Here is a 22734-nt window from a genome sequence, read left to right as displayed (position 1 = left end):
CGTGGTGCGGCCGTGAAATCGTCGAAGTTCCGTGGCAGGCTGGATTTCCGTAGTGGGCCGGGCATCGTGGCGGGGCGATTGCGTGGCAGGCGGGAATCTCACAGGTCGAGGAGGAGGCGCTCGCCCTCGGGTGCGCGGGAGACGCAGACAAGCATCTCGCCGTCGGCCCGCTCCTCATCGGTGAGCCTGCGATCGCGGTGCTCGACGCTGCCGCTGACCACATGCTGGCGGCACACACCGCAGAAGCCCTGCCGGCACGAGTACGGCACCGCCGGGAGGTTCTCGCGCAGCACGTCGAGCGCCGAGCGGTCGGCTGGTACGGGCAGCACCCGCTGACTGTATTTCAGCTCGACATCGAACGGCCTGCCGTCGGTGATCGGCGGCGGCGCGAACCGCTCGAAGTGCAGGGCGGAGAGCCTGCCGGGGCCTAGCCGGTCGAACGCCGCGCGGATGCCATCAAGCATCGGGGCCGGGCCGCAGCAGTACACGGCGGCGCCGGCCGGCGCCCGGCGCAGCAGCTCGCCGCAGTCCGGCACGCCGTGCTCGTCGTCAGTGACGATCTCCACCCGGGACGAGTCGAGGCGTGCCAGCTCCGTGGCGAGCGGCAGGGACGCCCTGGTGCGGCCGGTGTGGATCAGCCGCCAGTCCAGGCCTCGTTGGGCGGCCTCGCGGGCCATGGGCAGGATCGGGGTGATGCCGATGCCGCCCGCGATGAGCAGAACGGCCGGGTCGGCGGCGAAGGGGAAGGCGTTGCGCGGTCCGGTGACGGTGACGCTGCTGCCCGGGGTGAGGGAGTCGTGGACCTCGACGGACCCGCCGCCACCGCCGTCGAGGCGGCGTACGGCGATGCTGTAGCCGTACCGGTCGGCGGGGTCCCCGCACAGCGAGTACTGCCGTCTGCGGCCCGCCGGCAGGTGGAGGTCGATATGGCTGCCCGCCTGCCACCGTGGCAGCCGTCCTCCGTCCCCGGCCGTGAGCCTCAGTGAGACGACGTCGCCGCAGTCCGTCCTCCGTTCGGCCACGACGAGGCGGAGGGAACTGTCCGCCGGGCCGGTGGGACGGCGATAGCGGGAACGTCGCTCGGCCGTCCTCGTGACGAGGGGTATGTAGGTGTCGGTGAAGGCGGTGAGGGCCCGCATCAGGCGGTCGCCGCGGTCGCGGCCGTATAGGTCCGGCGGTGGTGCGGGGTACGTGGTGATCGGGTGCATGGGTGGTCGGGTCCTTCGCGGCTCGGTTCGCTGTCGTGCGCGGATCAGTGGGCGGCGCGGGCGGCCGGAGAGGAGCCGAGGTAGGCGATCGCCTGCCGGGTCGAGCCCTCCTGGCTGGGGTGGTAACCGCGGCGCAGGTAGCGCACCGCCGAGCGGGCCGTCTTCCCCAGCTCCGGCAGCAGCCCGTGGCGCGATGCCGCCAGGTACTCGCGCCAGCTGGCCTTGACCGCACCGCCCAGCTCGGGGTCGGCGGCCATCAGGAAACGGGTACCGCGGATCCACAGCCAGTACAGCACCGGCCCGGCGACGGCCATGGCCCGGATCCGCCGTGCGTAGCCGGGGTCGAGGTGGGTGAGCAGGTCGTAGGCGACACTGCGGTGTTCGACCTCCTCCGCGCCGTGCCAGCGCAGTAGGTCGAGCATCACGGGGTCGACGCCCGCCCGGTCCAGGCCGTCGGCGTTGAGCACCCAGTCCCCGAGGAACGCGGTGAAGTGCTCGATCGCCGCGATCAGCGCGACCCTCTCGACGAGGTGTTCGCGCTGCTGAGACGGCGTCAGGCCCTCGCGGTCACCCAACACCCGGTGGAAGAGCCACTCCATGTGCCGGATGTACGGGGCGGGGTCGAGCCCCTTGGACAGGAAGTGGTCCAGCACGCCCTGGTGCGCTTCGGCGTGGACGGCCTCCTGTCCGACGAAGCCGAGCACATCCTCCCGCAGCCGCTCGTCGGTGATCACCGGCAGGGCCTGCTTGAACGTGCGCACGAACCACCGCTCACCCTCGGGCAGCAGCATGTGCAGCACATTGATCACATGGCTGGCCAGCGGCTCGCCCGGAATCCAGTGCAGAGGGAGCCGCGCCCAGTCGAACTGCACGTCCCGCGGTTGCAGGACCAGATGGTCATGCTCGTCGGCACGCGGAGTCGGAGGAGTGGGGATTCTCGCTGACTTCTTGAGCATGGCAGGCCTCTCGGTCGCACATGGGGGCGGTGGCGGGCAGCGCTTTTGCAGCCTGGCCCGCGGTCCGGAAGTCGCGGACACCTAGGACGCCTGCCGCAACCCCGGACCGCGGGCCCGGTTATTGAGTGTTACTCAACAGTAGGGATTGTTGACTTGAAGTCAATAGGATGTGCACATGGCACGCTCCGACTCGTCCGCGCGACGGCTTCCTCCCGATGACCGCCGGCAGCAGATCCTCGCCACCGCACGGCGTCTGCTGGACATCCGGTCCATCGATGACATCTCCGTCGAAGCCGTGGCCGAAGAGGCGGGGGTCTCCCCCGGGCTGCTCTTCCACTACTTCGGCTCGCAGCGCAAGTTCCGCCATGCGATCGTCCAGATGGCGGCGGAGGAGCTGCTCGGCCAGCTCGCACCGGACCCCGCGCTCAGCCCCGCCGAACAACTGCGCTCCGGCATCGAGATGTTCATCGCCTACGTCGCCCGCCACCCGGCCATATACCTCGCCGTGGTCCGCTTCTCCAAGAGCGGCAACGGCCTGGGCACCCTGCACCGCACTGTGCGCGCCACCCTCGCGGAATGGATCCTCACCGGGCTCGCAGGGGCAGGGATGCCCACGACACCGGCCGTGACCCTTTCCATCAGCGGCTGGCTGGCCTTCATGGAAGAGGCCGTACTCAGCTGGCTCGACCAGCCCCGAATGACCCGTACGGAACTGGTCGGCCTGTGCGAACGCGCCGTCTACCAGCTCCTGGCCGGAGCCCTGGACGACCCACAGCACTGGGACGAGATCAGGACCGCCATAGAGCAGCGTCAATGACCAGTCACCTTTTGGGCATGAACGGCCGAGCTCCGGGCTGTTGCGGAGTTGGGTGTGGTCGTCTGGCCATGTGCTGGAGACTTGCTCCCGCGTTGCGTGTTTTGGATGGCCCTTGGAAGAGAACAGAGGTGCTTGGGTCGAACGGGTGACCTTTGCGGTTGGTGGTCGTTGAGTGTCGTGACGGGATCTTCGAGCCGTGGGGGTGAAGGGGTGGGCGGAGTCCGGGCACTGGCGGCGCCCTTCGTGGTGCCGGGGCCTGCGGGGGTGGCTGTCCGAGACCGGCTGCGCGTCCGACACGGACGCCTTCGTGCTGCGTGAGGACGGCTTTTCCCTCAGCTCGCTGGCCGCCAGTGACCTTGCCGACCACTGTCGGCAGGGCTTGGAGCAGGATGCCGCAGCCTGGGCGGTGCGCAAGAGGGAGTTGACTGGTCGGTCGTCATCGCGCTGGGCGGGCAGCATCACCAAGGCCACCCTCACCGTCTCCACCCCGGTGCCCTGCAACCTCGCGAGCCTTGCTGAAGGCGGGAAGGATGGACGTAACCATTGACCCCAGACGCCCAGCACGCTCAGCAAGCGGCCGGGCCGGAAGGACCGGCATGAGACAGCGCAGACTGGTCACCTTGAGCGCGGCGCTGTGCACAGCCGTAACGCTGGGCGTGGCTGTGCCACAGGTCGCCGCAGCCATCCCCAGGGAGTGTTCCTACGTCTCATCGACGTATCGGCCGACGCTTACGTACGGTCACACCAGCACGGCGGTCAAGCAGGCACAATGCCTGAGCAACGTGTGGGGAGGCCAGCCGCCCAAGCTCACCCTCGACGGGGTCTTCGACACTGTGATGCTGAAGAAGGTCAAGTGGATCCAGGGCTGCCACGGCCTGCCCGAGAGCGGCGTCATCGATCCGAACACCTGGCGGGTGCTCTATCACCCGGCCCTGGACTGCTACATTCCCTACCCGCCCTGAGCAGCCGGTCCGTTCCGCACAAGCAGGAACATCGCGGATCAGGTGGACGCACTGCGGCGGCAGACCAAGCACAGACAGACTGATGTCGACCTTTGCCACGGCTCCCCGTTCGTGGACTTTAGCCCGGTTGGCCGCTGGCTAACTGCACGGCGCCACCTGCCACGCATCCAGGGCCGACAGGGCCTCCCACCGGCCGAACCCATTGGCGGTCGAGAAGCCGACTGAGAACGTAGGGAACTTTGAGTGACGGTGCCACGCACCCACAAGGGGCGGCGACTGCGGTCGGCGCCAAGCAGGTGACACGGCCGCTGCACTTCCCGGCTCGGCAGAGTTTTCTCTGGTGAGATACCGACAGATCTCCGAATAACTCACCGAAAAGAGTCGACTCGTGGCTAAGCACATCCTTGAGCCGGAGGCGCAGGAGTTCGCGGACGCGACTGCCAGCCCGCCCTTCCTGTACGAACTCGGTCCGGAGGGCGCCCGCAAGGTACTCGACGACGTTCAGGCCGCGCCGGTCGCCAAGGTCGAGGTCGGCGAAGACAAGTGGTTCACGGTGCCGGCCGAGGTGGGCGACGTCCGAGTCCGCCTCATCAAGCCGCTGGGAGCCGCAGGCCCCCTGCCCGTCATCCTGTACATCCACGGAGGCGGGTGGGTCCTCGGCAACTCGGGCACCCACGACCGGCTCATCCGCGAACTGTGCGACGGCGCCAAGGCCGCGATCGCCTTCGTCGAGTACGACCGCTCGCCCGAGGCCCACTACCCCGTGGCGATCGAGCAGGCGTACGCGACCGCGCAGTGGATCACCAAGAACGGGGCGAGCGAAGGCCTCGACGCCAGCCGCATGTCGGTGGCCGGCGACTCGGTCGGAGGGAACATGACGGCCGCCGTGGCGATCATGGCCAAGCAGCGGGGTGACGTGAGCTTCGTGCACCAGTCGATGTACTACCCAGTCACGGACGCCGCCCAGGACACCGCAAGCTATCAGGAGTTCGCCGACGGCCCGTTCCTCACAGCCAGGGGCATGGCGTGGTTCTGGGACTCCTACATCCCCGACCACGAGCAGCGCAACGAGATCACGGCCTCGCCGCTGCGCGGCACGCTGGACGACCTTCGCGACCTGCCCCCGGCCCTCGTGATCGTCGACGAAAACGACGTCCTCCGCGACGAGGGCGAGGCCTACGCTGCCAAGCTCACCCAGGCCGGCGTCCCGACCACGAGTGTTCGCTACAACGGCATCATCCACGACTTCATGATGCTCAACCCGGTCCGCTCCACCAAGGCCACAACGGCAGCCATCGAACAAGCCATCCATGTCCTGCGAAAAGCACTCGGCACCCTCTAACCCATACCCTCGGCCAAGCGCTACCGAGAGAGCCGACACCTTCTCAGTAGGTGCACCAAGCCTCCAAAGCCCCGGCGGGGGACCACGCTCAGCACGCCCCGTTCGTACAGCGATCTGACGCTAGGAGCGTGGGTCAGTAACTGTGACTGAGCACGTTGGTTAGCCACTGAGCGCCGTAGTTGGCCATTCCGGCGCCCAGTGGCAAAGAGCACCTGTTCAGTCGAGGACCGCGGTGGCTTCGATCTCGACCAGATGGTCGGGGACGTCCAGTGCCGCAACGCCTATCAGCGTGGTCGGCGGGGCCGGGGTGACCCCCAGCTTCGCGGCTGCCCGGGAGATCCCTTCCAGGAGCGGGGGCATCTTGTCGGGGGTCCAGTCGACGACGTAGAAGGTCAGCTTCGCCACGTCGTCGAAGGAGCCACCGACCTCGGCCAGGGCGGTGCCGACGTTGAGATAGCTCTGCTCGACCTGGGCGGCGAGGTCGCCTTCGCCGATCGTGACTCCCTGGGCGTCCCAGGCGACCTGCCCGGCGATAAAGACCAGCCTCGACCCGGATGCGATCGACACCTGCCGGTAGACGTCGATCTTGGGCAATCCGCTGGGGTTCACAAAGGTGATGGCCATGCTGCCTGTCTCCTCGTCCTGAGCGCCTGTGGGCTCGCGTCCGCGCCGACCAAGACGCTCACTCTCTTGTGGTTACTCAGGAACTGTAAGAGAGTGTACGCTGACGTGGAAGAACGCACTTTTCAGTGACTGGAGAACCTTATGGTGACCAAGCAGTTCACAGGCTCGCCCGAGGATGCAGACCTGGCGCGTGCGGGCTCCTTGGCGCGGGAGATCTTCTCCGACGTCGCCAACAAGTGGGCGTTCCTCATCGTCGAGGGTCTCGGTGATCGCACCCTGCGCTTCAGCGAGCTGCGGAACGAGATCGAGGGCATCAGCCACAAGATGCTCACTCAGAACCTGCGCATGCTGGAGCGCAACGGCCTGGTCGAGCGCACCGTGCACCCCACCGTCCCACCGCGGGTCGAATACACCCTCACCGAGCCGGGTCAAGCCCTGCGCGCAACGGTCGACGGAATGTGCGGCTGGACCCACCAGTACTTCGGTCACATCGAGGCCGCCCGCCGCCGCTTCGACGCCTGACGGCTGGCGCACGCGCCGCCGTGGGCCGACCAGCTGCAATGCTCAGAGTGGCCAACCAGCGTGCTCAGTCACAGTAACCGGCAACCCGCGTGTGTCTGGGGATCACTTGTGCGGGATGATCCCGGTATGCGTGATCAGGAGGGGCTGTTCGAGGTCGAGCCGGCCGAGGGCAAGCAGCCGCCACGTCGTGCGGCGGTGGTAGATAAGACGTTCCGGGCGTTCGACCCGCACCAGGTCCTGCTGCTGCCGCCGTCGCTGGATGCCTGGCTGCCCGAGGATCATCTGGCCCGGTTCGTCGCCGACCTGGTCGACGAGGTGCTCGACCTCTCACCGATCCTCGCGCAGTACACCGAAAAGCGCGGCTTCCCGCCCTACGACCCGCGGCTGATGCTGCGGCTGCTGATCTACGGCTACACCACCGGGGTCCGCTCCTCCCGGGCGATCGAGCGTCGTTGCGTGGACGATGTCGCGTTCCGCTTCCTGGCCGCCGACCAGGCTCCGGACTTCCGGTCGATCGCCCGATTCCGCCGCCGCCACCTGGACACCCTCGGCAGCCTGTTCCTCCAGTCGCTGCACCTCGCGCAGAAGCTCGGCATGGTCAAGATGGGCCGCGTCGCCCTGGACGGCACGAAACTGGAGGCCAACGCCTCCAAACACAAGGCGATGAGCTACGGCCGCCTGGTCGACAAGGAGGAGCGGATCGAGGCCGAGATTGCCGAACTGGAGGCCAAGGCCGCCGCTCTGCTGGCCGACGCTGAGGCCACCGACGCCGCCGAGGACCAGTCCTTCGGCGTCGGCGGCAAGGAGCCAGGCTGCAGGCCGCCCGTGCGCAGATCGAGGCCGAGGCCGCTGCGAAGGCACGCCACGCGCAGGAGAAGGAACGCCGCCGCCAGGACCGCACCGGCACCAGCGACGATCAGGCTGTCACCGACGCGGGCGACAAGGCTGCCGCCAAGGCCCGGCCCAAGCCCAAGGCCCAGGCCAACTTCACCGACCCAGGCTCGCGGATCATGAAGAACAGCGACGGCGCCTACATCCAGGCCTACAACGCCCAGGCCGTCGTCGACGAGGCCCACCAGGTCATCACCGCCGCCGACGTGACGACCAACGCCTCCGACGCGCTGAACTACACCAGCATGCTCGACCAGTCCGCCGTCAACACCGGCGCCCACCCCAAGCAGGCCCTGGTCGACGCCGGCTACTGCTCCGAGACGAACCTCGAAGCCGCGAAGGAACGCCAACTGGCCTGCGGAACCGACACGTTCATGGCCACCGGCCGCCTCGGCCACGACGAACAGGTCCCGCCCGCACCCCGCGGACGCATCCCCAAAGACGCAACCTTGAAGGAGCGCATGGCCCGCAAGCTGCGGACCAAGCCCGGCCGGGCCGCTGAGCTGGACTGGCGACCTACCACGCGGCCCGGCCCAACGGCCGGGCCGTTCCCATTCCCAGGAAAGACACCCCATGCGACCTGCCCCGCCGGCCCAGACCGGCGAACAGCCTGGCCAGCGCCAAGTAATTCTCGCTCAAGTTGCCCTATTCCCCATATGGGCTAATTCTGAAAGTGATGCGTGCAGCACGCTCTCCGTCTCACGCCTGGGCAGAACGCTGCGACGCAGTAACCACTCACTGCACCAGTGCGGCGGCCGGAACTCTTGCCACCGCCAGCGATATCGTTATTTCCACTAGCCGGAAGCCTCGCACTCGTGCCCTGAGTCGGAGATTCTTCGACAGTAGGTGGTGACCTGGCCGGTGTAGGCCAAAAGCCCAAGGTTAATCTCACTCCGGGGGACACTCTTATGCGCATCAGGCATCTCGCGCCGTCGGCTCACCCAGCAGCGCCTCTTGGACCCCATCAACACGCACGACTACTACGTAGACATTACCTGGGGAACTGACACCGACCGCTACGGGCAAAGCGACAGTTTGCATGGAGGCATCGTCGAACCGCTAGCCACGGTAACCAACCAGCAATATGACAGCGACCCCTCCGCGTCGGTTCGACAGTGTTCCGGACGGACCCGTAGAGTGCTCGATCGATTCCATAGTGGACGAAAACAACGCAGCCGTACAGCGCGGCTGAGTTGCGCCGCAATACCTCGAGCGAATAAGGCACTTCCGCCCCACACCTATACCAGGTTGGGCGTCTGAGGTGCCGCCCCAGCCACGCCCGAGACTTCGGGCGAGGTCCGGGCCGAAAAGGGCTACGACTACGCGAGCATCGGGTACTCGACTCGCCGGGTCGGGATTGCTGGACTGTCTTCAAATTTAGAGGGGATCGTTCCTATGTGGGGAAGCTCCTGGCGACGTACCTCTATTGCTTTCGGCACAGCCTGCATCCTTGCAGCAGGATCGACCCTGGCAACGGGTTCGGCTAGTGCTCAGGCAGCATCTCAAGCCCAGCAGGGCAGCGACTTCCTAGGGTCGAAGGCACACAAGCCGTCGGCGCCTAAAGTGGCTGACTGGGAGAATCGCAATTATAGCCTCACTTGCGACAACATCGCCGACAAGCCGGTCAAGGTGGCCGTGCGCAATGGCAAAGGGGTTGCGAAAGGCGGCGGCATCGGCGGGTATGACCACTGGGAGGTGGAGGTCCAGCGGATCGCCCAAGGCAGCCTGCCACGCCTCGGCAACGTGACTGCTGTGCTGTTTTACTGCTCTCCGCAACCGAGCAACTTCTTCCTGCAGGAACTGCGCGTCTACCGCACGGATGGCGGCAGCGAGATAGGCCGCACGCCCACTTTCGATGTCCCTGAGCTGTCGCCGAAATATCAGCCGAAATCCCTGATGATCAAAGACGGTCAGCTTGCCGCTGACGTCAAGTTTTACGGGCCTGAAGACAGCCACGCGGAGGGACCCTCAATACTCCGCCATGTCACCTGGACATGGGAGGACGGCCGTTTTGTCACGTACGGGGCGGACGCGGAGTCGGAGGATCGTGGCCGTTAAGGTCGGTGTGGGTAAGCCAGCCGCAGTCGAACCCGTCGAAGACCTCGACCTGCCGGACACCGGCCTCGGCACCACAGTTGCATCTCTCCATGCCCCGAGATCGGTGCGCCGACGGAGAAAGGACCTTTAGAGTCGCGGCCGTGCGGAGTCCATCGTGGTATCAGCGGCCGTCTGGTGAAGAACAGGGGCTGCGTCTGTGGCCCGTCGGCAAGGCCATGAACGTTGGCGCTCGTCGGCGCGATCGTTATCGCGGGCAGCGAGTTCTCGCCACTCGTGGAAGTGCTGGATGTGCATCAACTCAAGACCGCGACACGCCTGACATCCAAGACCTTGTTCGACATGGTGAAGCTGTCCTTCGGAGTCGTCGCCGGGGCTGGTACGCTCGGCGCCCTGGGGTCGTGGCTTATCGCAAGCAGCGTGTCGATGAGGACGGCCCCCGGCACCTCGCACCTACGTCCCGCCGGCCAGCCCATCGCCACCGCGAATGCGGCCGCGGGGGCTGCCGCTGCTCTCACCTGACGCCCGGTCGGCCTGGGCCGCCTTCACGGTCCCGTTGTTCGGCGACGGTGGGGTGGGCGCGCAGGGAACCAGCGTGGGCCTTGGCCGACGGATCGCGTCGGGTCTTGATCAGACTCGCGATGGTCACGACCAACAGCACCACGGCGATCACCAGGAGGCTGACCGGTGTGGGAATCTCCGGGACGCGCTCGTCGATGTCCACGTGGGCCCAGTGCAGGATCAGCTTGACACCGATGAACGCCAGAATGATCGACAGACCGGTCGAGAGGTACACCAGCCGGTCCAGGAGCCCCTTGACCAGGAAGTACAGCGCACGCAGGCCGAGCAGCGCGAACGCGTTGGCCACGAAGACGATGTAGGCCTCCCTGGTGACGCCGAAGACCGCGGGGATGGAGTCGAGCGCGAACAGCAGGTCGATGCTGCCGATCGCGAGCAGGACGAGGAACAGCGGCGTGACCATCCGGCGGCCGTCGATCCGAGTGAGGAGCCTTCCGCCCACGTAGTTGTCGGTGATCGGCAGCATGCGACGCGCCGTCCTGACCACGGCGTTGTCCTCGACGTCGGGGTCCTCGTCGCGGTGCCGGAACAGCTGGACGGCGGTGTAGATCAGCAACAGCCCGAACAGCAGGAACACGAAGGAGAACAGCGACAGCAGCGCGGCGCCGAGTGCGATGAAGATCGTGCGCATGACGAGCGCGAGCATGATGCCGAAGGTCAGCACCTTGTGCTGGTGCTCCTCCGGCACCGCGAAGGTCGTCATGATGATCACGAAGACGAACAGGTTGTCGACCGAGAGGCTCTTCTCGATGATGTAGCCAGCGAAGTACTCGGTGCCGAACTCGCCCCCGTACCGGAGCGTGAACCACACGCCGAAGGCGATCGCGACGAGGACGTAGAACACCGACCAGATGATGGCCTCGCGGAACTGGACCCGGTGCGGACGCACGGCCGCCAGAACCAGGTCCAGTGCGAGCAGCGCGACGACCAGGCCGATCGTGACGCCCCACGTCAGTCCGCTGAGTTCCAGCATCGCCACATCCGACTCCGTTCGGCGCTGCCACGCCGGCGGTCGCAATTCGTCCCGGTGATCACCTCGCACCGTACTTCATCCGTCTGACGTGCGCCGGATCGCCGGACCGGTTCGTGCCGGGTGTGAAACCTGCGGTGATCGCCGGAGGCTCCCCCGCACGGCCACACCCCTACTGCCCCTCCCAGGCACCGCCGCTGGCCACACCCGACCTGCACCCGGCCCTACGCCGCGTGCGGGTTGCGTCCTGAGACGTGGTGTACGGGTTCGACCTGATCCGGGGTTTGCTCCCGGCTTCTGGCTGATGCCGCACAGACGAACGACCACCGGCTGATCTTCGAAATGCCGAGTCACGAAGGAGATCAGCACGATGACCGCACCCCGCTTGGGAACTCCACGGCGGCACAAGACAAACCGAACAATCCGCGGCGATCACAACCAAGGCCCTCGATCACCAACCAAGGAAGATCACGGGCATGCGCGTGACAAAAACTGCGTGCGCGAAGCGGGAGGGCACAGGCGGCTGCCTACCGATCGCGCGCAGTTCCTCGCGCCTCTGCTGTGGTTACTCGACTGCCTGACCTACTGATGACCGGATCGGTCCGCTGCCGGACCCGATGCGGCCTGTCGCCGCTCCGCCCGCGCGGCTCAGGCTTGGGGACATGACCCGAGCACTGATCGTCATCGATGTCCAGGAGTCCTTCCGTGCCCGTCCGCTATGGGCAACCACCTCCGACCTGAAGATCGCCGACCAGGTGAACCGCCTTGTCCGGCTCTCCCATCACGCCGGGGACCTGGTGGTGTGGGTACTGCACTCCGAGCCCGGCACCGGCGATGTCTTCGACCCGGCCCTCGGCCATGTTCGGCTGATGGAGGAGCTGGTGCGAGCGGATGGGGAGCCGCTGATCCACAAGACCTCGCACAACGCCTTCACCACCACCAACCTGCAGCAGCTCCTCACCGAGCGCGGTATCCGCGAGCTCACCGTCTGCGGCATCCGCACCGAGCAGTGCGTGGAGACCACAACTCGCGTCGCCAGCGACCTCGGCTACCAGGTCACCTTTGTCATCGACGCGACCGCGACCAATCCCATCCCGCACCGCGACGCTCCCGCCGACCAGAGCGTCGCCGAGCTGCTGGCCGACCCCCGCACGCTGTCTGCCGAAGAAGTCATCAGGCGCACCGAGTACGCCCTCGCCGGACGCTTCGCCACCATCGCGACGGTCGACCAGCTGGAGGCCGCAGCAGGACTTCAGGCATGATGACCGAATCGTGAGCCACGTCGTCTTCTTCCTGGTGCCCGGAGTCCACTTGCTGGACCTGGCCGGCCCCGCGCAGGTCTTCTCCACAGCCGCCGACTTCGGGCACCCCTACACACTCGCCTACGTCGCCGAGCAGCCACAGGTCTCCACGGCCCAGGGGCTGCCGCTGGTGGCCGGGCTCGACTGGCCCGAGCTCGGGCCCGAGGATTTGATCGTGGTGCCCGGCTGGCGGACAGTCACCCTGGCCGACGCCCCCGCCATCGGCGCCGCCTCCCTGCAGGTCCTCCGGGACCACCACGCCACGGGCGGGACGGTGGCCAGCGTCTGCGCCGGAGCCGAGGCGCTCGGCCAGGCCGGCCTACTCGACGGCCGCCACTGCACCACCCACCACGACGTGCAGGGCGAGCTGGCCCTGCGCCACCCCAGGGCGGTGGTCGTCCGCGACGTCCTGTTCACCGCCGACGACCGGGTGATCACCTCGGCCGGCATCGCCAGCGGCATCGATCTGGCCCTGCACCTGGTCGCGACCCGGCACGGCCCTGCCGTCGCCGCCCAGGTGGCCCGGGACATGGTCGTCTACGCTCGCCGCAACGGCCATGAGCCGCAGTCCAGCGCCATGCTCCGGCATCGGTCCCACCTCGACGACACCGTGCACCGCGCTCAGGACCTCATCGACGCCCGCTTCGACCAACCGCTCCCGCTGCCCACCCTGGCCTCGGCGGTCGGCGTGAGCGAACGCACCCTCACCCGCCTCTTCAGCCGCGCCACCGGACTCACCCCACTGCGCTACCAGCAGACCCTCCGCCTCGAACGCGCCCAACACCTCATCAGCCACGGCGCGACGATCGACGCCGCCGCCCGCTCAGTCGGTTTCGAGGACCCACGCATGCTGCGCCGCCTCCGCGCCCGCACGACCTGACTGCGTCAGGTAACCGAACGCCCCTGGGTAGGGCAAGTTCGGACCCGCCCGGTGCCGGCAGGTGTGGGCTATCGCAGCGCCGCCGCAACCAGCCCGCGGATCTCCTGGTCGGACACGGTTCCGCCCCCCACCAGGCGGTAGAAAACCAATCCGTCCACACAGGTCAGGAGGGTGACGGTGCGGTCCTCGGCGTCTGCGACGCCTTGCGCAGCCAGGAAGTCGCGTACGACTTGTCGTCCTGCGTTCTGGCGCGGCACGAGGATCTCCCGCAGCTCGGGGTGGTGCACACTCTCGATGGCGCACGCGTAGCGCGCGAGGGAGCGTCGCCGTCCGTCCCCCGTGAGCCGTTGCTCGACGAAGGCGGCGATCCCGGCCACCAGTTCCTCGGCATTCCGCGGCACCGGCGTCCGTTCCCCGATCGCCTGGAGTTCTGCCTGGTCGAGTGCGACCAGGCGCCGGACCAGTGCGGTGAGCAGTGCCTGGCGGGTGCGGTAGTAGGCGGACGTGGTGCCGGGTGGCAGATGTGCTGCCCGGTCCACCGCGCGATGGGTCAGTCCTCGGATTCCGGCCTCGGCGAGCACGCCGATGGCCGCATCGGCGAGGACGGTACGTCGGTCTGTGGGCATCCCCCTTTTCTACACCTGTAGAGGAGCGGGGTACTCTTCTTCTACACCTGTAGAAGGATCACGGCGGGGCAGACGAGGGAGGGCCGGTATGGGTGGCAGCGCGGTGGTGGTGGGCGGAGGCATCGGCGGGCTGGCCGCCGCGATCGGTCTGCGCCTGATCGGCTGGGAGGTGACGGTTGTCGAACGCGCCCCCGTCCTGACCGATGTGGGTGCGGGTATCTCCCTGCACGCCAACGGCATCCGTGCCCTGGACGTCCTCGGTGTCGGCGAGGCTGTGCGCGCGGCTGCGCGGCCCCAGTACACCGGGGGCACCCGTGTCCCTGGTGGCGGCTGGCTGGCCCGGATGGACGGGACCGCTCTCGAGCGCGAGCTGGGTACGCCGATCGTCGGTATCCCCCGGGCCGTGCTGCACCACCTGCTGCGCGCGGCGCTGCCATCCGAGTGCCTGGTGGTCGGCGCCGAGGCGACGTCCGTCGACCGCTCCGACCCCGGCCGGGTGCGGATACCGCTCGGGGACGCCGTCCTGGAGGCGGATCTGGTCGTGGCCGCCGACGGAGTGGGCAGCCGGCTGCGCGCCCAGCTGTTCCCTCAGCACTCCGGCCCGGCCTACAGCGGGTCGACCGTATTGCGCGCCATCACCGAGCACCCGGTCGAGTTGGACACCGACTTCGAACTGACCTGGGGAAAGGGCACCGAGTTCGGCCACATCGCGTTCGCCGACGGCCGGGCCGAATGGCACGCGGTGCTCAACTCGCCGCCCGGGATGCGGCATGCGGACGCCCTCGCCGCGATGCGCCGCCGCTTCGGCACCTGGCACGATCCGATCCCCGCACTGCTGGACGCGACCCAGCCCGACGCCGTCCTGCACCACGACATCCACGAGTTGGCGACTCCCTTGCCCGCCTTCACCGCAGGCCGGATCGCCCTGCTCGGTGACGCGGCCCACGCCATGACCCCGAACCTCGGCCAGGGCGCCTGCCAGGCACTGGAGGACGCGGCCGTGCTGGCCGCCGCGCTCGCCACCGAGCCCACCGTCGAATCAGCGCTGACCCGTTACGACACCGAGCGCCGCCCGCGCAGCCAGTCCGTCGCACGCGCCGCCCGCCAGGCCGGCCGGATGGGCCAACAACTGACGCACCCCCTGGCCATCGCCCTGCGGAACACGGCCCTCCGGCTGGCCCCCTCCCGTGCGACCGCCCGCACCATCCTGCGTCATGCCGACTGGACACCGCCGGGCCTCGGCTGACGGCACCCGCCCCGCTCCACGGCCGGCCAAGGGCGCTCTTCGAGCGTCGCTTCGCAATGGCCTGCGGCCACCCCTGACAGTCCGCCACGCTCCCAAATCTGGCTGACTATCAGGCGGAGAAGGACGCCGACGACGAAGAGGGAAAGAACGACGGGCGGTCCGGGGCGTGAGAGCCTGTGGACAAACCTCCGCCGCAAGGCATCCGCTGCAGGCCACTCGGAGACCGTTGCCGATCCGGAACGTGTCAGGCCTGGTCACGCCCGGGCGCCCGGCCCGAGACTCGGGCTGTGTCCCGTCGCCGTATCGCCACCGCCGCCGTCGCCGTCGTCGTCCTCGCGCTGAGTCTCGCGAGCGTGGTGATGCACGTACACCTCTCCGGTTCCTCCAGCGGCCACCGCAACCCGGGCATACCGCAGCGCACGCCGCCGGTCGAGTCGGACGGCAAGGCGCCGACCGTCGCCCCGGCCGTGTGCGCCGCACCGCCTGCCGCCCCGGCGCGCACCGCCCGGGTAGCCCCGCAACAGACGGTCAACCGCACGGATTTCAACGGCGACGGCTTCCCCGACATCCACCTCGACGCCTGGTACCGCCCGAAGGAGGGCGGCGGCTGGCTGCACCACCGCGCCCTCGTCCCCGGCTCGGCACGAGGCATCGCCCCGGCGGCCGGCGTCTCGCTGAGCCTTCCCGGACTCGACCCGGCCACCAGTACCCGCCCGCTGGTCGCGAACAGCGCCGCCCACCTCACCGGGGACCTGGACGGCGACGGCCTGGCGGACCTCGTGGTCCAGAACCTGTTCCACGACCGCGAGCGCTCCTGGACCGGACAGAGCATCGTCTGGGGCAGCCGGAAGGGCACGCCACGCACGGTGCGACTCCCCGCCGAGTACCCGCTGTTCCCGGCGACCGGCGACTTCGACGGAGACGGGGCGCTGGACCTGATCGGGCTGCGGGACGGCCGCGAGGTGCGGCCTACGGGCTTCCACGAGCCGCGCCCCTCGGCCTGCCTCACCATCCTCTACGGGCCGTTCACCCGCACCGGCGCACCCCGCAGGACCGTCGCCGTCGAGGCGACCCAGGGTGGATACGTGGGTGTGTCCACCCTCGTCACCGGCGACTTCGACGGAGACGGCCGCGATGACGTGGTCACCCGCGGTGGGCTGCCGATGCCGCCGGAGGATCAGGACGTGTCCGACTGGTACGACGAGGACCGCCTGCCCCGCGGCCTCGTGGACACCCGCTACTACCGCGGTACGCCCGCAGGGCCGGCCGCGGCCGCCCTGCCCACCGGCGCGGGCAGGGCTCTGCCACTGCCGGGCCGCGACCGGACCACACCGCTGCTCACCGCCGGGAAACTCGACGGCGACCGGTTCACGGACATCGTCCAGACCGACGGCACGATCCTGCACGGCGGCCCGCACGGCCCCGGCGCCCGCACCAGCCGACTCCCCGCCCCCTACGACACCGGAGGCGAGGACCCACCCGGAACGTTGCAGACCATCGGCTACACCGGAGGCCCCGTCCTCGCCGACCTGAACGGCGACGGCCAGGACGACCTGGTGAACCGGGACTCCCGCAGCAAACCGGCGGGCACCGTGACCGTTCTGCTCTCGCAGCCGGACGGCGGCTACGCGCCCCCACTCACCATCGATCGCTACCGGCTCCACCTGCCCAGCCGTCCCACCCACAGTGCGGACGCCGACAGCTTCGGCTGGGACGTCGCCGCTGCCGACCTCGACCGCGACGGCCGCGCCGAACTCCTCGTCGGCTACCGGGGCTTCTTCAAGCCCCGCGAGGAACACGGCTATTGGGTCTTCCCCGGAACAGCCGACGGCCCGGGCATCAAGACGGCGCGGTTCGTCCCCGTACGGGAACTGGGCACAAGGTGACTGCTCCCGCTCTCACTCCCCCCGCCGAAGGGAACCCCCTGTCCACACAGTGTCGGCCCGCCACGGCAACGTCCGCCCCAGGCCGGGCCAACGGGGTTCGTTCACAGGTTCTCACCGGGGCTCGGTCGTACGGCGGGGCGCGTGACGATCGGAAGGAACGGCGGCCGCGCCCGGCGCCGACCGGGAGGCCGTCCACGGCCGAACTGGCGGCGACGGTGAACGCGCGGCCGCCACAGACGGAGAGCCGGGGACGCCGGGCGCGACCGCGCCCGTCCGCTTCGCCCCTCCCCCTGGGTCGCCATCCACTTGAACATCCTGCTGACCCTGCCGCCGGACGACCCCGCTGTGGCCGCCGAACTCACCGACGAGGACTGGGCCCGCCTGAACCGGCTCCCTGAGTCGGAGCCCGAGATGTCGGAGTACGTCAAGATCCAGGGGACGCGCCCTCAGTGCAGCCGCGAAGCCCTGGCCGCTACCTTGCGGCTGGTGTCTGAGCTAGGAGTCCGGGGCCGTCACCGTCGGTAACGGCACCAGCTTCCCCACCGCCGCCCACCTCGCCTCCTACGCCGGACTCGCACCAGCAACCAGATTGTCGGGGACCTCGATCCACGGCGAACACTCGCCCAGAGGCGGCAACAGACAGCTGCAGCAGGCCATTGTCCTCTCGGCCTTCGCCGCCCTGCACGATCCCGCCTCTCGCACCAACTACGACAGATGCCGCTCCCGCGGAAAGACCCACACCCAAGCCCTCCTCCGCCTCGCCCGCCACCGCATCAGCGCCCTGTTCGCGATGCTCCGCGACGGCACCTTCTACGAACCCAGAACTCCACGCCTCGCTTGACGAAAGACATAGAGGCACCCCCCAGCAGAGCCGCACCCTTCCTCGGCAGGTCAGCGGGGCTCGCATAGCGTCGGGCCGCTCGTGCTCTGCAGTCAATTCGCCGAACTCGAGCGAGTCAGGCCCGCGTAGCGGTGTGCGACTCCGCCGGGAAGCAGGTATTCGGCCAGCAGGTTGCCGGCGCGGCGGGATGGCAACCCCATGTCGTGCAGGAGTTCGTCCGCGCAGTGGATGTCGTAGGGGCCGAAGTCGTAGCCGCCGGAGCCTGGCAGCACCTGCTCCTGCCAGGCCAGGCGAGCGTCGATGGCCTCCCGCATCTCCTGCTCGCCCGGGGTGGTGCGCAGCGTCTCCCGGAAATAACAGGTCAGCCAGTGCGCGGTGAGTTCCACGCCCATGATGTTGTTGAAGACCTGCCGGAAACCGACGAACCCCAGCCGGTCGGCGCTGGGTGGCACGATGCCTCGGTAGAGCCGCAGCCGCCCGGCGGAGTCGTGCACTGGCACGCTCGAATCCAGGAACGGGAAGACTTTGTGGTGCCCCGTGGCGAACACGATGACATCCGCCGCTACTTCCTCGCCGGTCGCCAGTCGCAGCCCGTTGTCGGTATACGCCTCGACAGCACTGACCTTGGGGGCGATCAGGCCGCGGCGGATGGCCCGCGCGTAGCCACGTGGCATCACTCCCGCGTGGGCCAGGTGAAACGGGAGCGCGTGGGCGGGCCGCAGTTGCCTCGGCAGCCGGTACAGCCCGGTGGAAAACAGCATGTCGCGGGTGATGAGCCACCACAAAGCTCGCTTGACCCGCTCGTCGATGCGGTCGATCGGACGGATGCAGGCCGGATCATGGTAGCGGGGCAGGAGCGCCTCACCGAGCCGGGTGAACAGGAGCCACTTGTAGCCGACCAGACCGAGCAGGAACCGCTCGGGGACCATCCAGTTCACCTTGCGCTGCACGATCGTGGCCGAGGTCGCCTCGCGTGCGGCGCGGGTGATCAGGTCTAATGCGGACTTGCCGCCGCCCACGACGACCACGCGCCGGCCGGTGAATGTGCCGGCCCGCACCTCGTTGGAGTGCAGCACGGTCCCGCGGAACAGCTCACGCCCGGGCAGCTCGGGCAGCTGGGCATGATGATGAGCCCCACTGGCGACAACGACGTAGTCGAATGTTTCGCGATGCACATCCGCCGCCTTGTCCCCAGCGGGCCGAGAGTCGACCAACCAGCCGGAGGCGCCCACCCGCCCAGGCCCATCCACCGGCCGGATGGAGATCACCTCGGTGCCGGGTCGGACGCGGTCCAGCACACCGAAGGTCTCGGCGTAGTTCTCCAGGTAGCGTTGCGTGTCCACCGCGCTGGCGAAGTGCAAGCGGTTGGGCAGGTCCGCGAACTCGAAGATGCGGAGCGCGGACTGGTTGGCCAGCCCGTCGTAGCAGCCCTCTGATGACCAGATCCCGCCGACCTGCTGGTACTTGTCGAAGACCGTGACGTCGAAGCCGTTCTCCAACAGCACCTTGGCGGTGACGATTCCCCCGGGGCCAGCCCCGACAACACACGCTCTCATCAACTGCCACTCTCCCTGAGGGATCGGCGCATCCAGCTCGCTCATCATCCCAGTCGCGGACCCCCATGCCCAGCGCATGGCCATAGTGCCTGAGGCATCAGCTCGGTCGGTGACCGCTCGTCACGTCACGGTGACGCGCACAGGAGAGCCGGGCAATGGCACACGCCGGGCGTCTGGCCTCGCCTGCCCTCGCCTGCACTCGCCTGCACTCGCCTGGATCCCTGTTGCGATCAGGTCGAGAGTGACATCAAAACTCATGACATTGATCTTGCCGATCACTGCCGAGTGACTCCCCAAGTCGCGTCAAAACGACTCCCTCAAGAAGGCTCTGGTCCACTTCGTGTGGTCGCGTACACAGGGTGACTGTTGATCTTCGCCTAATGGTGGTTTTAGTGGTCGTAGGCGGTCAGTGCGCGCATGACCGGCTGGCCGCGCATGAAGCTGGCTCCCCTCATCAGGCCCGTTGGAATCGATCTTCTAGGCTGGCGCGGTGACTGATGAGCAGGAGTGGGTGCAGCCGTCGGGAGTGTGGGCCACGGCGGTGGGGGTGGCCAGGGTGCGGGCGCTGGAGACCGAGCGGGAGAACGCGCTGTTCCGCGACCCACTGGCACAGGCCTTCGCCACCGCCGGCGGCCTGTGGCCCTCGTCGCCGCCGCTGCCCGATGACGCGGCCGCACGACGCCGCCGGCTGGCCGTGTCGTTCTCCATCGTCATCAGGACGAAGTTCCTCGACGACCTGTTGCAGCAGGCCTCCGCGTCCGGGATCCGGCAGGTCGTGCTGCTCGGCGCCGGCATGGACAGCCGGGCCTTCCGGATGGACTGGCCCGAGGGCACCCGGCTGTTCGAGGTCGACACCGCCGCGCCACTGGACTTCAAGGCTTCGGTGCTGCGCCAGGAACGGGCCGTCGCACGCTGCGAGCGGATCACCGTCGCGGTGGATCTGCGTGAGGACTGGCCAGGCGCGCTGGCCGCCGCAGGGCACGACCCGGCCGCGCCGACCGCGTGGATCGCCGAAGGACTACTGATCTATCTGCCCGAGGATGCGGTGGAGCTACTGCTGGCCCGGATCAGCACGCAGTCGGCGGCAGGCAGTCGGATGGGGCTGACATTGGGCTCGCGCGGCGTGATCGAGCGCTTCGGCGCGGACGCCGCGCCGGGATCGGCGGCGTCCATGTGGGTCTCGGAGATGCCCGACGACCCGGTGGGCTGGCTGGCCGGGCACGGCTGGGAGGCCGACAGCCACACCCTGCGCGAGCGCGCTGCCGCCTACGGCCGCCCGATCAGCACCCCGCCGCAGCGCGAGGAGCGGCCCGGCGGACTGATCTCGGCAGTCCGCCGGTAGAGCGCCTCCCGGTTCCCTAGATGATCGATTCCAAGGGGACCTGATGAGTGGAGCCAGGTTCATTCGCGGCCAGCCAGTCATGCGCGCACTGACCGCCTACGACCACTAAAGTCCGCCCGAAAATCGCCTGGCTGGACAGTGGTGTGGTCGACAGTCCTTCGCCGTGAACGAAGTGCTGCCGCAGTTGAACGAGCTGCTGTTTTCCTCGGTCGAGGGCGTGGTGGTGGAATCGGTCGAGGTGATCGACACGGTCGTCCGGGCCGAGATCGCTGCCGCAGCCGCCGACTTGCCCGGCGACACCGCGCTCGATGGGGAGCTGGTCGTGTGGGAGAACCACCAGCTCGCCTTCGAACGGCTTCAGTAGCGCCAGCACCGCAGGTCAGGAGCCGCCGCCCAGGCGGCCGCCTAGCGGCCGGCCCACTTCGTCGCCTTCGACCTGCTCCGCCTGGGCACCGACCGGACGGGGCAGGCCTACCAGGAGCGCCGGAAGGTGCCGGAAGGGCCCTTCACCGACCACCAGCTCAGGCGGGCGAGTACAAGATTGGCCGCGGCCAGCGTCAGCGCTCCCGCGGCAAGGGGGGCTGCGGTGGACCACGTACCGGTCCCACCGGCTCAGTGCACCCTCGCAAGGTCGCCGGCGATCGCGGCGAGCAGGGTTTCGCCGCAGGCGGCGGAGCCGTCCGCAGCCCAGCAGACGTAGCCGTCGGGACGGATGAGCAGGGCAGCAGCGCCCAAATCGTCGGTGCATGTGGCACGGACGAGGTCGACTCGTGGCGGGAGCCGGAGGTCGGCCGGGAGGGTTCCGGCCAGATCGAGCAGGACGGCGTGCCCCGAGCCGAACAGCGTCGACAGCCGGGTGGGGCCGGCTTCGGTGACCAGGTCGGCGTCCGGCATGCGTTGCCCGGTGAGCGGATGCTCCCCGGACAGCTCGTAGCGCAGCGAGAGGCCGGACATCAGTCCCGCGATGTGGCGGTTGGTGTCGGGCAGCCGCAGCAGGTCGATGAAGATGTCACGCAGGGCGGCCACGTCCTCGCTCGGGTTCGGCTCTGCCAGGACCCGCTGCGCCGACGTGTGATGCAGGACCTGAGCTCCGACCGGATGCCGTTCGGCCTGGTAGCTGTCCAGCAAGCCGCTCGGCGCCCGGTCCTGGACGACCGCGGCCAGTTTCCAACCGAGGTTGAACGCGTCCTGTATGCCGAGGTTGAGTCCCTGGCCGCCCAGCGGCGGGTGGATGTGTGCGGCGTCGCCCGCGAACAGGACGCGGCCCGCGCGGTAGTGCTCCAGTTGTCGAGTGGCGTCGGAGAACCGCGAAGCGTTGTCCACGGCGCCGAGGGTGGTCTCATGGCCGTACACGGCCTGTAGCGCGGCAGTGATCTCCTCGTGGGTGATGGGGGTGTCGCGGTCGATGTCTGCCTGGTCCGTGCGCCCGAAGGTGAACCGGTACCGGTCGCCGCCGAGAGGGGCCAGCATGGCCCAGTAGCCGCCCGCTTGACGGGTCAGGGTGCTCATATGCCCCATCTGCTGCGGCACCAGCGACGAGACGGTGGACAGGCGGATGTCGGCCAACACCGCCTGTTGGGTCCCGGGCCTACCGGGAAACGGCAGCCCGAGCAGTTTCCGCACCGTGCTGTGGCCGCCGTCGCACGCCGCCAGGTAGCGAGCCCGCACCTGCAGACCGCCCGCCGTCACGACTACACCGTCGTCGTCCGACTCGACCCCTGAGACGGCAGTGCCGCGCAGAACCCGCGCGCCGGCGGCGATCGCCCGCTCTTCGAGCACTGCCTCGATCTCCCACTGAGGGATCGCGATCGGGAAAGGGTGCCTTGTTTGCCAGGGTGCGCAGTCCAACGGCACGGGTAGGGCCGCGAAGTGCCCGTCGACCGGATCACGCGGCGTGGTCCGCTGCAGCAACGGTTCCAGCAGGCCGCGCGACTCCAGCAGCTCAGCGGTACGGGGCTGAATCCCGCCGCCCTTCACTTGCTCGATGCGCTGGTGCAGCTTCTCCAGCACCAGGGTCTCGACCCCGGCCAGAGCCAGTTCGTACGCCAGCATCAGTCCGGTCGGGCCGGCGCCCGCGACGACGACCTCAGTCTCGATCTCGGCCAACACCTTCACTCCATCTCATCTCTC

At 68.5% G+C, this 22734-nt stretch carries 19 protein-coding genes and 3 pseudogenes; 15 read left to right on the top strand and 7 right to left on the bottom strand.

Annotated features, from left to right (window positions below; translation table 11 throughout):
* Positions 1–98 precede the first annotated feature (98 nt).
* Positions 99–1208 (bottom strand): PDR/VanB family oxidoreductase, encoded by a 1110-nt coding sequence (locus tag ABT009_RS24835; protein WP_351298901.1) that lies wholly within the window; start codon positions 1206–1208, stop codon positions 99–101.
* Between the two features lie 44 nt (positions 1209–1252).
* Complete coding sequence (locus ABT009_RS24830) at positions 1253–2164, bottom strand: metal-dependent hydrolase (protein WP_351298898.1); 912 nt, start codon at positions 2162–2164, stop codon at positions 1253–1255.
* Between the two features lie 175 nt (positions 2165–2339).
* Between ABT009_RS24830 and ABT009_RS24825 the strand changes: the two genes are divergently transcribed.
* The 4 genes and pseudogenes from ABT009_RS24825 to ABT009_RS24810 all read left to right on the top strand — a co-directional run bounded on the left by ABT009_RS24825 (position 2340) and on the right by ABT009_RS24810 (position 5285).
* Positions 2340–2981, top strand: coding sequence for a TetR/AcrR family transcriptional regulator (locus ABT009_RS24825; RefSeq protein WP_351298895.1), 642 nt, complete (start codon positions 2340–2342; stop codon positions 2979–2981).
* Positions 2982–3191: 210 nt separating this feature from the next.
* Positions 3192–3453 (top strand): annotated as a pseudogene (locus ABT009_RS24820) (IS200/IS605 family accessory protein TnpB-related protein); the annotation flags it as partial.
* A gap of 124 nt (positions 3454–3577) precedes the next feature.
* Positions 3578–3943, top strand: coding sequence for a peptidoglycan-binding domain-containing protein (locus tag ABT009_RS24815; protein ID WP_351298892.1), 366 nt, complete (start codon positions 3578–3580; stop codon positions 3941–3943).
* A gap of 388 nt (positions 3944–4331) precedes the next feature.
* Positions 4332–5285: an alpha/beta hydrolase gene (locus ABT009_RS24810; protein ID WP_351298889.1), complete on the top strand. Its 954-nt coding sequence runs from the start codon at positions 4332–4334 to the stop codon at positions 5283–5285.
* A 216-nt stretch (positions 5286–5501) separates the two neighbouring features.
* Here ABT009_RS24810 and ABT009_RS24805 read toward each other — a convergent pair whose 3' ends face one another.
* The gene (locus ABT009_RS24805; RefSeq protein ID WP_351298886.1) at positions 5502–5909 is read right to left on the bottom strand and encodes a RidA family protein; all 408 of its coding nucleotides are present in this window, start codon (positions 5907–5909) and stop codon (positions 5502–5504) included.
* A gap of 141 nt (positions 5910–6050) precedes the next feature.
* Between ABT009_RS24805 and ABT009_RS24800 the strand changes: the two genes are divergently transcribed.
* From ABT009_RS24800 to ABT009_RS24785, 4 genes and pseudogenes are all read left to right on the top strand, one after another.
* A complete protein-coding gene (locus ABT009_RS24800; protein ID WP_019074009.1) occupies positions 6051–6431 on the top strand; it encodes a winged helix-turn-helix transcriptional regulator in 381 nt (126 codons plus the stop codon).
* Positions 6432–6626: 195 nt separating this feature from the next.
* A pseudogene (locus tag ABT009_RS24795) lies at positions 6627–7822 on the top strand (IS1182 family transposase); the annotation flags it as partial.
* 1063 nt (positions 7823–8885) lie between these two features.
* The gene (locus ABT009_RS24790) at positions 8886–9380 is read left to right on the top strand and encodes a hypothetical protein (RefSeq protein WP_351298883.1); all 495 of its coding nucleotides are present in this window, start codon (positions 8886–8888) and stop codon (positions 9378–9380) included.
* Positions 9381–9602: 222 nt separating this feature from the next.
* Positions 9603–9899, top strand: coding sequence for a hypothetical protein (locus tag ABT009_RS24785; protein WP_351298880.1), 297 nt, complete (start codon positions 9603–9605; stop codon positions 9897–9899).
* On the opposite strand, the gene ABT009_RS24780 is transcribed toward ABT009_RS24785, so the two are convergent.
* Complete coding sequence (locus ABT009_RS24780) at positions 9892–10929, bottom strand: TerC/Alx family metal homeostasis membrane protein (protein WP_351298877.1); 1038 nt, start codon at positions 10927–10929, stop codon at positions 9892–9894. The two genes, ABT009_RS24785 and ABT009_RS24780, sit on opposite strands and share 8 nt — an antisense overlap.
* A 659-nt stretch (positions 10930–11588) precedes the next feature.
* On the opposite strand from ABT009_RS24780, the gene ABT009_RS24775 reads away from it, so the two are divergent.
* Together ABT009_RS24775 and ABT009_RS24770 are read left to right on the top strand one after the other, a co-directional pair.
* Positions 11589–12188: a cysteine hydrolase family protein gene (locus tag ABT009_RS24775; protein ID WP_351298874.1), complete on the top strand. Its 600-nt coding sequence runs from the start codon at positions 11589–11591 to the stop codon at positions 12186–12188.
* 10 nt (positions 12189–12198) lie between these two features.
* Positions 12199–13107, top strand: coding sequence for a GlxA family transcriptional regulator (locus ABT009_RS24770; RefSeq protein ID WP_351298872.1), 909 nt, complete (start codon positions 12199–12201; stop codon positions 13105–13107).
* Between the two features lie 68 nt (positions 13108–13175).
* On the opposite strand, the gene ABT009_RS24765 is transcribed toward ABT009_RS24770, so the two are convergent.
* On the bottom strand, positions 13176–13733 hold the full coding sequence (locus ABT009_RS24765; protein WP_351298869.1) for a TetR/AcrR family transcriptional regulator: 558 nt from the start codon (positions 13731–13733) through the stop codon (positions 13176–13178).
* 88 nt (positions 13734–13821) lie between these two features.
* Here ABT009_RS24765 and ABT009_RS24760 point away from each other — a divergent pair, with 88 nt between their 5' ends.
* The 3 genes and pseudogenes from ABT009_RS24760 to ABT009_RS24750 form a co-directional block, all read left to right on the top strand.
* A complete protein-coding gene (locus ABT009_RS24760; protein WP_351298866.1) occupies positions 13822–14979 on the top strand; it encodes an FAD-dependent monooxygenase in 1158 nt (385 codons plus the stop codon).
* A gap of 287 nt (positions 14980–15266) precedes the next feature.
* Positions 15267–16865, top strand: a complete 1599-nt coding sequence (locus ABT009_RS24755; protein ID WP_351298863.1) for an FG-GAP repeat domain-containing protein — start codon at positions 15267–15269, stop codon at positions 16863–16865.
* 514 nt (positions 16866–17379) lie between these two features.
* Positions 17380–17706: pseudogene (locus ABT009_RS24750) on the top strand (transposase); the annotation flags it as partial.
* 92 nt (positions 17707–17798) lie between these two features.
* Here the strand turns inward: ABT009_RS24750 and ABT009_RS24745 are convergent.
* Positions 17799–19262, bottom strand: a complete 1464-nt coding sequence (locus tag ABT009_RS24745) for a flavin-containing monooxygenase (protein ID WP_351298860.1) — start codon at positions 19260–19262, stop codon at positions 17799–17801.
* 526 nt (positions 19263–19788) lie between these two features.
* On the opposite strand from ABT009_RS24745, the gene ABT009_RS24740 reads away from it, so the two are divergent.
* Positions 19789–20604, top strand: coding sequence for a class I SAM-dependent methyltransferase (locus tag ABT009_RS24740; protein ID WP_351299342.1), 816 nt, complete (start codon positions 19789–19791; stop codon positions 20602–20604).
* A 163-nt stretch (positions 20605–20767) separates the two neighbouring features.
* On the top strand, positions 20768–20968 hold the full coding sequence (locus tag ABT009_RS24735; RefSeq protein WP_351298857.1) for a hypothetical protein: 201 nt from the start codon (positions 20768–20770) through the stop codon (positions 20966–20968).
* 248 nt (positions 20969–21216) lie between these two features.
* Here the strand turns inward: ABT009_RS24735 and ABT009_RS24730 are convergent, their stop codons facing one another.
* On the bottom strand, positions 21217–22713 hold the full coding sequence (locus ABT009_RS24730) for an FAD-dependent monooxygenase (protein WP_502989950.1): 1497 nt from the start codon (positions 22711–22713) through the stop codon (positions 21217–21219).
* Between the last annotated feature and the right edge of the window lie 21 nt (positions 22714–22734).

Source organism: Streptomyces sp. NPDC002896 (genome assembly GCF_040295225.1).
In the GTDB taxonomy this organism is placed as follows: Bacteria; Actinomycetota; Actinomycetes; order Streptomycetales; family Streptomycetaceae; genus Streptomyces.
This window is presented reverse-complemented; position numbering and strand designations above follow the sequence as displayed.

What these genes read in the sequence shown, in the direction of transcription:
- ABT009_RS24835 (WP_351298901.1), bottom strand. Translation starts at nt 1,208, where the DNA reads ATGCACCCGATCACCACGTACCCCGCACCACCGCCGGACCTATACGGC.
- ABT009_RS24780 (WP_351298877.1), bottom strand. Translation starts at nt 10,929, where the DNA reads ATGCTGGAACTCAGCGGACTGACGTGGGGCGTCACGATCGGCCTGGTC.
- ABT009_RS24745 (WP_351298860.1), bottom strand. Translation starts at nt 19,262, where the DNA reads ATGAGAGCGTGTGTTGTCGGGGCTGGCCCCGGGGGAATCGTCACCGCC.
- ABT009_RS24805 (WP_351298886.1), bottom strand. Translation starts at nt 5,909, where the DNA reads ATGGCCATCACCTTTGTGAACCCCAGCGGATTGCCCAAGATCGACGTC.
- ABT009_RS24815 (WP_351298892.1), top strand. Translation starts at nt 3,578, where the DNA reads ATGAGACAGCGCAGACTGGTCACCTTGAGCGCGGCGCTGTGCACAGCC.
- ABT009_RS24760 (WP_351298866.1), top strand. Translation starts at nt 13,822, where the DNA reads ATGGGTGGCAGCGCGGTGGTGGTGGGCGGAGGCATCGGCGGGCTGGCC.
- ABT009_RS24825 (WP_351298895.1), top strand. Translation starts at nt 2,340, where the DNA reads ATGGCACGCTCCGACTCGTCCGCGCGACGGCTTCCTCCCGATGACCGC.
- ABT009_RS24800 (WP_019074009.1), top strand. Translation starts at nt 6,051, where the DNA reads ATGGTGACCAAGCAGTTCACAGGCTCGCCCGAGGATGCAGACCTGGCG.
- ABT009_RS24765 (WP_351298869.1), bottom strand. Translation starts at nt 13,733, where the DNA reads ATGCCCACAGACCGACGTACCGTCCTCGCCGATGCGGCCATCGGCGTG.
- ABT009_RS24775 (WP_351298874.1), top strand. Translation starts at nt 11,589, where the DNA reads ATGACCCGAGCACTGATCGTCATCGATGTCCAGGAGTCCTTCCGTGCC.
- ABT009_RS24830 (WP_351298898.1), bottom strand. Translation starts at nt 2,164, where the DNA reads ATGCTCAAGAAGTCAGCGAGAATCCCCACTCCTCCGACTCCGCGTGCC.